The sequence below is a fragment of the Skermanella sp. genome (assembly GCF_059503625.1).
In genome coordinates, this window is record NZ_JCACHA010000828.1 from 1 (window position 1) to 8813 (window position 8813).

The 8813-nt window shown below is 65.9% G+C and carries 10 protein-coding genes; 3 read left to right on the forward strand and 7 right to left on the reverse strand.

Features of this window, described 5'->3' with window-relative positions; genetic code table 11:
* The coding region (locus AC5JJ6_RS29805; protein WP_496045531.1) for a hypothetical protein at window positions 1-233 on the forward strand (233 nt) is incomplete at its 5' end.
* Between the two features lie 188 nt (window positions 234-421).
* On the opposite strand, the gene AC5JJ6_RS29810 is transcribed toward AC5JJ6_RS29805, so the two are convergent.
* Together AC5JJ6_RS29810 and AC5JJ6_RS29815 are read right to left on the reverse strand one after the other, a co-directional pair.
* Window positions 422-628 carry an anti-sigma factor family protein gene (locus AC5JJ6_RS29810; RefSeq protein ID WP_496045532.1) on the reverse strand — a complete coding sequence of 69 codons (207 nt, stop codon included), beginning with the start codon at window positions 626-628 and terminating at the stop codon, window positions 422-424.
* Window positions 629-801: 173 nt separating this feature from the next.
* Window positions 802-2571, reverse strand: a complete 1770-nt coding sequence (locus tag AC5JJ6_RS29815; protein ID WP_496045533.1) for a DUF4214 domain-containing protein — start codon at window positions 2569-2571, stop codon at window positions 802-804.
* 220 nt (window positions 2572-2791) lie between these two features.
* On the opposite strand from AC5JJ6_RS29815, the gene AC5JJ6_RS29820 reads away from it, so the two are divergent.
* The gene (locus AC5JJ6_RS29820; RefSeq protein WP_496045534.1) at window positions 2792-3214 is read left to right on the forward strand and encodes a GFA family protein; all 423 of its coding nucleotides are present in this window, start codon (window positions 2792-2794) and stop codon (window positions 3212-3214) included.
* 31 nt (window positions 3215-3245) lie between these two features.
* Here AC5JJ6_RS29820 and AC5JJ6_RS29825 read toward each other — a convergent pair whose 3' ends face one another.
* The 4 genes from AC5JJ6_RS29825 to AC5JJ6_RS29840 are packed head-to-tail and all read right to left on the reverse strand — an operon-like array spanning window position 3246 to window position 7983.
* Window positions 3246-4655, reverse strand: a complete 1410-nt coding sequence (locus AC5JJ6_RS29825; protein ID WP_496045535.1) for a class I adenylate-forming enzyme family protein — start codon at window positions 4653-4655, stop codon at window positions 3246-3248.
* Window positions 4652-5476, reverse strand: coding sequence for an enoyl-CoA hydratase/isomerase family protein (locus AC5JJ6_RS29830; RefSeq protein WP_496045536.1), 825 nt, complete (start codon window positions 5474-5476; stop codon window positions 4652-4654). The genes AC5JJ6_RS29825 and AC5JJ6_RS29830 overlap by 4 nt, the downstream gene beginning before the upstream one ends.
* A gap of 33 nt (window positions 5477-5509) precedes the next feature.
* Window positions 5510-6784 carry an MFS transporter gene (locus AC5JJ6_RS29835; protein ID WP_496045537.1) on the reverse strand — a complete coding sequence of 425 codons (1275 nt, stop codon included), beginning with the start codon at window positions 6782-6784 and terminating at the stop codon, window positions 5510-5512.
* On the reverse strand, window positions 6751-7983 hold the full coding sequence (locus AC5JJ6_RS29840; RefSeq protein ID WP_496045538.1) for an ABC transporter substrate-binding protein: 1233 nt from the start codon (window positions 7981-7983) through the stop codon (window positions 6751-6753). Before AC5JJ6_RS29840 ends, AC5JJ6_RS29835 begins: the two co-directional genes overlap by 34 nt.
* A gap of 269 nt (window positions 7984-8252) precedes the next feature.
* On the opposite strand from AC5JJ6_RS29840, the gene AC5JJ6_RS29845 reads away from it, so the two are divergent.
* Entirely contained in the window at window positions 8253-8441 is a 189-nt protein-coding gene (locus AC5JJ6_RS29845; protein ID WP_496045539.1) for a hypothetical protein, read from the forward strand.
* 43 nt (window positions 8442-8484) lie between these two features.
* Here the strand turns inward: AC5JJ6_RS29845 and AC5JJ6_RS29850 are convergent.
* Window positions 8485-8813: sensor histidine kinase (locus AC5JJ6_RS29850; protein ID WP_496045540.1), on the reverse strand; the 329-nt coding region annotated here is incomplete at its 5' end.

Genomic DNA, 8813 nt, shown 5'->3' on the forward strand with positions numbered 1-8813 from the left:
GCGTCTATGTCGGCTGCCGCTTCGCTTTAGACCCGATAACGTTGAATAGCGTTTGCCTCAACCCGTGCTCCAGGGTGACGCTCGTCGTAGACGCGGCCTCCGGCCGCGCATTTCCACATGTTTCAAAGCCATTGAAACGCGAAGCGCACGCGGCCGGAGGCCGCGTCTACATTCGCCGTCGGCCAGTCAGCCTCATCATCCAAAAACCCGCTGCGAGTCTTTCATTTTCATGAAATGATGTTCAACGGTATTGGCTTCATACCAGGAGCCGAACAGTTTGACCGGTCTGGAGCGTTAGATGCCGGGCCTCTTCAGCCCGACATCCTTGCCGGAACTCACCGGTCAATCTCTTCGGCCCTCGGTGTGATACCGGCTGCATCGAAGATCGACCAGTCCGGGACTTCGGCGTGGTTTCCGGGTCTCAGGATGCGAGGCGTAGCGGATAGTCCGGGAACATCCCCTCGAACGCGGCGGCGCGCAGCAGCAGGGTGATTTCGCGGATCGAGTCGACCGTCTGCCGGGCCTCCGGGTTGGTGGCGATGAGGCGCTCGACCGCGGCGGATTGCTCGGCACTCAATTCGCCATCCACATAGGCACCCAGGACGGCGTCGTCGAACAGATCGGACATGGCGGCTTTCCCTCGTTGCTCTCGCGGGCCGCGGTTCCGCCGCGGTTCGGATGCTTCTACTGGCGGCCTATTGCCGTCCGTAGAAGCATCCTGGCGGATTTATGGTTAATGATAAGTTAACCACAGGCGCTACTTTCAGCCCATTCACGACGGAAGCCGGTCCGGGTGACCGGTCAACTCTCCGCCAGCCAGACGCCCTGATCGATGAAGGGCGCGCGGATGCCGATATATTCCAGGGATTCCGAGAAGCCGGTGACGGCTTCGGACCTCGTCATGCCGGCGGCCAGTGCGTTGGTCCAGGCGCTCAGCCCCTCCGGATCGGGGACGCGGTCCAGGACGTTGCCATAGAGCAAGTCGACGAAAGCCGCATCGCCCAGGTTGCCGTAGCGGGCCTGGAACTCGGCCGAGCCGACGAAACCGTCGGCGACCTGCTGGAGCGGCGTGCCGGTCCTGATCGCGTCGGTCCAATTGGCCAGTCCGGCCTGATCGGGCAGCCGGTCCAGCGTCGCGCTGTAGAGCCGTGCGACCGACGCGGCATCGTCGTCGCGCAGCCACAGGCCTTCCTCCACGGCAGGGCGGGTCTTCTCGACGTATTCGGCGGATTCCGAGAACCCCAGCACCACCTGGGCGCGGGTCGTTCCGGTCCCGATCGCATCGACCCAGCCCTGCACCTCCAGGCCGTCCGGTTCCCGGTCCAGGACGTTGCGGTAAAGCTGCGACACGAAGTCGGAATCGTTCAGGTTGCCGTAGCGCGACTGGAACTCGGGCGATCCGATGAATCCCTCGACCGCCTGCTCCAGGGTCACGCCATCGTCGCGCAGTGCGGAGGTCCAGCCCTTCAGGCCGCCCGGATCGGGCTCGCGGCCGAGCGTGGCGCCGTAGAGGCGATAGGCCTGCGCCGCCTCGTCGCCGGTCCCCGTCACGAACTCCCCGTCGGTGAACACGAGGCGCTCGGTCCGCTCGATCCGGTCGACGCCGAAGGAGCCGGAAACCGTGTCGGCTCCGCCGGCGGCCAGCGTGATCGTATTCGCCAGACGGGCAGACGCCCAGATGGCGGTGTCGCCGCCGTTGCCGCCGTCGAACACGTCGTTGCCGGCCCCGCCGAACATCAGGTCGTCGTTCTCGCCACCGAACAGCCAATCGGCGCCGTCGTTGCCGGCCAGCGTGTCGTTCTCGACCCCGCCGGCCAGGATATCGTCACCGGCGCCGCCGCCGAGATCGTCGGCGCCGTCGTAGCCGAAGACCAGATCGTTCCGCGCCGTCCCGGCATGCGAGTTGGAAAAGCTGAAATCCTCGTAGACGACCTGCGCGGTCGGCATGATGCGGTCATGGACCGGCCAGAAGTTCGGCTCCAGCACGATGTAGAAGTCGCCGCCCTGTATGGCGCCGCCGCCGGCATCGATCTCGTGGTACTGGTGGATCCCGATGTTCTGCCAGTTCTGGGTCGCACCGTCATCGACCGACCCGCTATAGGTCCACAGCTCGTCGGCGCCGTTGATGCCGCCGAAGGACGTATTGTTGGTAAGGGACGCCTTGCCGGTGTTCATGCCCAGGAAGGTCGTGAAGTTCATGCCGCTGGGACTGGTCCAGCCGCCGATGTTGGCGTCATGGAAATGCGAGAAGACCGGGTGCACCTGCAAGCCCCCGGCCTGCGCCGCCGGATAGTTCTCGGACACCAGGCTGGTCCTGAAGGTGTTCCAGTCGATGCCGGAGTTGTTGGTGATCGTCGGATCCAGATAGAATTTCAGCTCCGAGGTCGCCGACGCCATGTCGACCTTGATCGCCACGGGCGACAGGTCGTCGAAGGTGGCGGTATACGTCACCTTCTTCCTGCCATCCAGCGTCCCGCCTTCAAGTGCGAGACCGGTAACTTCCGGTGAGTTGTCGAGGAACTCCCACCCGTCGATGGTCGCCGCAGTCGCCCCCGTAAGATCATGAGACATCGCACTCTCCCGCCGGAACATTTTCCAAGCCATTTTAAGCGAAATCCCGGCGACCTCTCATAGGCTCCATAGACAGTGGGCGGATGGCTACGGCGCCCTGATCCCGATGAGCCGGCTTTGCGGACGGCCGGCCGCTGCCGACTGTCCGTTCTGGGACAGACACACCGGCGTATGGCTGATAGGTTGTCGGGCACAAACGAACGAATTGGGATGGAACGCCATGACACATACTGGAAGCTGCTTCTGCGGCGCGGTCGAACTGGAAGTCACCGGATCGCCGGAAGCCATGGGATATTGTCACTGCCGGTCCTGCCGGTCCTGGTCCGGCGGACCGGTCAACGCGTTCAGCCTTTGGAAACCGGAAGCCGTCCGGGTGACGGCCGGGGCCGAGAACGTCGCGACGTTCCAGAAGACGGAACTCAGCCAGCGCCAGTATTGCTCCAAGTGCGGCGGGCACCTGATGACCAACCACCCGCCGCTGGGTCTGGTGGACGTCTATGCCGCGACGATCCCGACCCTGGCCTTCGCTCCCGCAGTCCACGTCAACTATGCGGAAACCGTGCTCCCGATGAAGGACGGTTTGCCCAAGCTCAAGGACTTCCCGGCCGAGTTCGGCGGTTCGGGAGAGATGATGGCGGAGTAAGCAGAGATGTCGGGCCGCTTAAGCCCGACATCTAACGTTCGAGGCTATTCTCGATCCGCTCCCGGAGCGCCCCCCGGTCGGCCTTTCCGGTGCGGCCCGCCGGAAGCTCGGCGGCGAAGTGAATGACATCGGGCAGCTTGAACTTCTCGATCTTGTCGGACGCCCAGGCCAGCAGCGCCGGCTGATCGAGAAGGGCGCCCGGCTGCGGCACGATCAGCAGATGGATGCGCTCGCCGAGCAGCGGGTCCGGAACGCCGGTCGTCAGGGCGGCGGCCACGTCGGGATGCGACGCGAAGAGGCGGTCGATCTCCAGCGGGACGATCTTGTTGCCGCCGCGCGAGACGACGTCCTTGGAGCGTCCGGCCAGTTCCACGAACCCGTCGGCGCGCCGACGTGCGAGGTCGCCGGTCCGGAAGAAGCCGTCCTGGAAGGACGCCTGCGTCAGGTCCTCCTGGTCCAGATATCCGACCATCCCGAACGGCGTCCGGATGCGGAGTTCGCCGACGCCGTCCGCCGAAGGATCGGCGATGCGGAACTCGACGCCCGGCGTCGGGCGGCCGATGGAACCGATGCCGCGCTCCAGGTCCTCCGGACGAAGGCAGAAGTCGCACGATCCCGTTTCGGTCAAGCCGTAGAGATCGTAGATGCCGGCAGAGGGCCAGGCGGCCGCGATCCGCTGGCCCAGCCCGCTGCCGAGCGGTTCGCCGCCGGTGAGGACCTGCGCCAGCGCCGGAGCGCTGCCGGCGCCCTGGGCATCCGCGAACAGCGCCCTCAGCATCGTCGGAACGAGGGCGGCGCTGGTGATGCCGTCCTCCAGGGCGGCGCGCGCGGCACCCGGCGTGAAGCGGGACATCAGCCGAAGATGCGCGCCGCTGAGGATGGACAGCAACCCGACCCAGATGCCGAAGATGAAGGTCACCTGCAAGGGCAGCAAGGTCCGCGTGTCCGGCGAGAACCGCAGGATTTCCTGCAAGGCGCGCATCTTGCCGGCGAAGCGCTCATGCTCCAGGACGACGCCCTTGGGCGTGCCGGTCGAGCCCGAGGTGAAGATGACCAGGGCGGCGCCGCGCAGCAGCGGACGGTCCGGCGGGGTCAGGCCGGTTTCGGCGATGACGCCGCTCTCCCCCTCGACCACGATGCGGGCAGCCGTCCTTTCGACGAGCCCGCGCAGGACGGCGTCGGGAACGCCGGTATGGACCGGGACGGCGACTCCTCCGGCCATCCAGACCGCCAGGAATGCTGCGAAATCGGCCGGATGGTTCCGCACGCGGACGACGACCGGCTCATCGGGGCGCATCCCATGCCGGAGGAGGCCGTCATGGACGGCGCTTGCATGGTCCAGCAGGACGGACGCCTCGAACGACGTTTCCCCCTCCTGGACGACCGGCGCGCGTCCGCCCCGCAGGGCATCCAGCATGAGCGACGCCAGTGCTGCGGTCATGTGCCGTGTTCCTTGGGAAAGCGCGCGTCGCGCCAGGCCAGCGCCGCCCTCAACCCGTCGCGGCGGGCGATCTCCATGAACTGGATCTTGTCCGGAGAACCCTCCCCCTCGATCTGGAGGTCGATGTCCAGCGCGGCTTCCAGCGCTTCGCCCATGCCCATGACCTCGAAGCTGCGGTTGAGCGCCCGCTTGGTCTGCCGCATCAGGTTGGGATCGACGGCGGCCAGATGCAGCGCCAGGGTCGTCGCGGCGGCTTCCAGATCGGCGGCGGGGACGATCCGGTTGACGACGCCGATCCGGTGAGCCTCGGCGGCCGATATCCGGTCGGCGCCGGTCATGATGATCTCCTTGGCGATCTTCGGCCCGACGATCCAGGGCAGCAGCATCACGACGATCCCGGCGCCGAACTTCAGTTCGGGTTCGCCGAACACCGCCGTATCCGCCGCCAGCGTCATGTCGCAGGCCAGCGCCAGTTCGAACGCTCCGGCCAGGCAGTGGCCGTTGACGGCGGCGATGGTCGGTTTCGGGAAATGCCAGAAGCGCAGGACGGTGTCGAAGTCCTTCCGCAGGATGCCGCGCCACTGGCCGATGCCCTGGGGCCGCTTCTCCATCTGCTCCTTGAGGTCGAAGCCGGAGGAGAACGCGGTGCCGGCGCCGGTCACGACCACCGCCCTGATCGTCTCGTCGGCCTCGGCATCGTCGAGCGCCGCGTTTATCTCGCCGAGCATCGTCTGGTTGAGGGCGTTCAGCCGTTCGGGGCGGTTGAGGACCAGCCACGCCACGCCGCCGCGTTTTTCAAGCCTGATTGTCGTGTAATCCATGGGTGGACTGCCTTTCCAGCTATGATGTTGGCGTCAGCGGCATCCGGCCGCGATCCGGTATGCCGCCGGGTCCCCGCGGAGACGGAGCATGGCGACGATGCCCAGGAACGGACCGACCGCAAGCACCGCGAAAGCATAGCGCCAGCCGACGAGATCGACGACGAAGGGAATGAGGTGGATGCTGACCAGCGTCAGCAGGAAGCCGACGCAGGTCTGGATCGTCAGCATGGTGCCGATCAGGGACCGGTCGCTCAGCTCGGTCACGGTGGCGGAAAACTGGGCGGAGTCCGCGATGATGCTGATGCCCCAGATCAGGCCGACGGCGACGATCAGGGCCGGGGGGCCGCCGAAGAAGAAGCCGATGACCAGGGCACAGCTGCCGCTGACCGCCATCGACAGCGACGTCACCAGCGTCCGGCCCCAGCGGTCGGCCAGCCACCCTCCGCCCAACGCCCCGACGGCGCCCGCCCCGACGACGGCGAAGGTCGCCAGCTTGGCGTAGAAACCGGCATCCCCGCCAAGGGTGAGCGTAAAGCTCTCGTTGATGAACAGGGCGATCCAGGCCCACATGGCGTAGAGTTCCCACATGTGACCCAGATAGCCGAGGTTGGCCAGCCGCAGCGGGTAGTTGCGCCACGCCTCCAGGGCGTTCGCCAGCTTCAGCGGCGGCGCCGTGGCGACGTTGGGTCCGATGGCGACGAACAGCACCAGACCTCCCGCCACCAGTGCGCCGGCGGATGCCGCCAGATAGGGAATGCGCCAGTCCACCCCGCCGAAAGCCGACAGCAGATGCGGCGATGCCGAGCCGAGCGTCAGCGCCGCGATCAGCAGGCCGATCAGCAATCCCATGTCGCCGCTGGCGCCGTTCCTGGCTCCCTTCCTGGCCCAGGTGGAGGCGATCTTCATGCCGACCGGATAGACGCCGGCCATGCACATCCCGGTGACGAAGCGCAGGACCGGGATCATGATGCTGGTCGGCTCGAACGCAAGCACCGTCAGGTTGGCCGCCGCCGCGACGAGGGCGGAAACGCTGAACAGCCGGCGCAGATCCTTCCGGTCCGACAGGCTGAGCAGCGCGCTCAGCAGCGTCCCCGCGACGAAGCCCGCCTGGACGCTGCTGGTCAGCAAGGCTTCATGGAAGGCTCCGAGGTGCCAGTGGGCCTTGATGTCGGCCAGCGACGCCGTGGTCGCGAACCACACCGACATCGCTGCCACTTCGCTGATCAGCAGAAGGATCAGCGAAGCGGCCTTGCCGGTGCCGGGCGCCGCGGCCGTCACTTCGCTGCGGCCGCTTTGATCAGCGGGCATTCCGACGACGCCAGCGGGCGGAAGGCTTCGTCACCGGGAATGGTGTTGACCAGCTTGTAGTAGTCGTACGGCCCCTTGGACTCTGACGGCTTCTTGACTTCGAACAGGTACATGTCGTGGAGGGTGCGGCCATCGGCGCGGATCGTGCTTTTGCCGAACAGCGGATCTTCGGCGGGCATCGTCTTCATCCGCTCGACCACGGCCTTGCCGCTGCGCGCGGCATCCTTGTCCGGCATCGCCGCCACCGTCTTCATCCAGTGGAGGATGGAGGCGTAGGTCCCGGCCTGGTTCATGGTCGGATACTTGCCGCCGTTCCGCTGGACGAACCGCTTGGTCCAGGCCCGCGTACCGTCGTTGAGATCCCAGTAGAAGGCCTCGGTCAGCAGCAGCCCCTGCGCGGTTTCCAGGCCGATCGAATGGACGTCGGTCAGGAAGACAAGCAGGCCGGCCAGCTTCTGGCCGCCGCTGGCGATGCCGAACTCGGACGCCTGCTTGACCGTGGTGATGGTATCGCCGCCGGAACTGGCGAGTGCGACGATCTTCGCCCCGCTGCCCTGCGCCTGGAGCAGGAAGGAGGAGAAATCGTTGGTCTGGAACGGCGTCCGGACCCCGCCCAGGACCTTGCCGCCATTGGCGTCGATGATGCCGGTCGCGTCGCGCTCCAGCGAGTGGCCGAAGGCGTAATCGGCCGTCAGGAAGTACCACGTGTCGCCCCCGGTCCCGATCACGGCCTTGGCCGTTCCGTTGGCCAGAGCCCAGGTGTCGTAGGTCCAGTGGACGGTGTTGGGCGTGCAGCTCTTGCCCGTCAGATCGGACGTCCCGGCGCTGGCGACCAGGAACACCTTGTCCATGTTCTTCGCGATCTCGGCGACGGCCAGCGCTATCGAGGAGGTCGGAACGTCGGCCACGACATCGACCTTTTCGCGGTCGAACCACTGCCGGGTGACGTTGGAACCGATATCGGTCTTGTTCTGGTGGTCGGCGGCGACGATCTCGACCCGGAAGCCCTTTTCCTCGGGCTTGAAATCCTCGACCGCCATCCTGGCGGCTTCGACCGAACCCAGTCCGGCGATGTCCGAGTAAAGCCCTGACTGATCGTTGAGAACCCCGACCTTGAACACAGGAAGCTCCTGACCGGCGCTTGGCAAAGCCAGACATGTCAGGATCGCCGCCATGGCGGCAGCTGCCGGAAAATGCATCTTTTTCCTCCCCGATTTATCGGGACCTGCGCCGTGGAACTCTGCGCAAGTGGAGCAGGTCCGCTATTCCTTCATGCGGTTCGTCGTCTGCGCGGAGCGCATCTGGAGCCCCGTGGCCCTGGTTCGTTTCGACACCGGACCAGTTCAGTTCACCGGACATACCGGTATTTGTCAAACAAATAATGGCATAACCTGAAACGGCTGTTTTCATGGGCCGGGCGTCGAGGACCGGCAGCTTGCGCCGCCCGGTCTTGCAGACGCTCGGGGGGATGAACGGAGGGAAAAAGCGGGGCTTCGGCGACGACCGGAGGACCACAGCCGACCGGCCGCGCACCCTGGTCGATCTAGCCGTGCGCTACGACCATGATGACGTCAGTTCCAGGCTGGAAGATGTCCGCCTTCAACGGAAGGCGACCGACCTGCTGGACGAAACGAACAGCTACCGGTACCACCGGTGAGCGCTGGGACACGCGCCGGGGCGCCGGTTCTGCGGCGCCCGCTTCAACGCGGTGCGTACCGGCCCAAACCGTCCGGTTGGTTCCAGCGGGCTATCCCTACGATCCGGAAGACCGTGCCCTTGCCGGGCGAGGACGAGATTTCGATCCGATGGCCGAGAAGGGTCGTCAGACGGTCGACGATGGCCAGTCCGATGCCGAAGCCTTCGATGGCCCTGTGGGACTTCTTATGGCTCCGATGAAATTCCCGGAATATCTCACCGAACTGATCGGCCGGTATGCCGATCCCGGTGTCCCACACCTCGATGCTCATCTCGTCTCCATGCCTGCGGCATCCGACCAGGACCCGCCCTCGCTCCGTATAGCGGATGGCAT

Excerpts from the sequence above, each read along its gene's own strand:
- AC5JJ6_RS29830 (WP_496045536.1), bottom strand. The coding sequence starts at position 5,476 with ATGGATTACACGACAATCAGGCTTGAAAAACGCGGCGGCGTGGCGTGG.
- AC5JJ6_RS29825 (WP_496045535.1), bottom strand. The coding sequence starts at position 4,655 with ATGACCGCAGCACTGGCGTCGCTCATGCTGGATGCCCTGCGGGGCGGA.
- AC5JJ6_RS29835 (WP_496045537.1), bottom strand. The coding sequence starts at position 6,784 with ATGCCCGCTGATCAAAGCGGCCGCAGCGAAGTGACGGCCGCGGCGCCC.
- AC5JJ6_RS29820 (WP_496045534.1), top strand. The coding sequence starts at position 2,792 with ATGACACATACTGGAAGCTGCTTCTGCGGCGCGGTCGAACTGGAAGTC.
- AC5JJ6_RS29840 (WP_496045538.1), bottom strand. The coding sequence starts at position 7,983 with ATGCATTTTCCGGCAGCTGCCGCCATGGCGGCGATCCTGACATGTCTG.
- AC5JJ6_RS29845 (WP_496045539.1), top strand. The coding sequence starts at position 8,253 with ATGAACGGAGGGAAAAAGCGGGGCTTCGGCGACGACCGGAGGACCACA.
- AC5JJ6_RS29810 (WP_496045532.1), bottom strand. The coding sequence starts at position 628 with ATGTCCGATCTGTTCGACGACGCCGTCCTGGGTGCCTATGTGGATGGC.
- AC5JJ6_RS29815 (WP_496045533.1), bottom strand. The coding sequence starts at position 2,571 with ATGTCTCATGATCTTACGGGGGCGACTGCGGCGACCATCGACGGGTGG.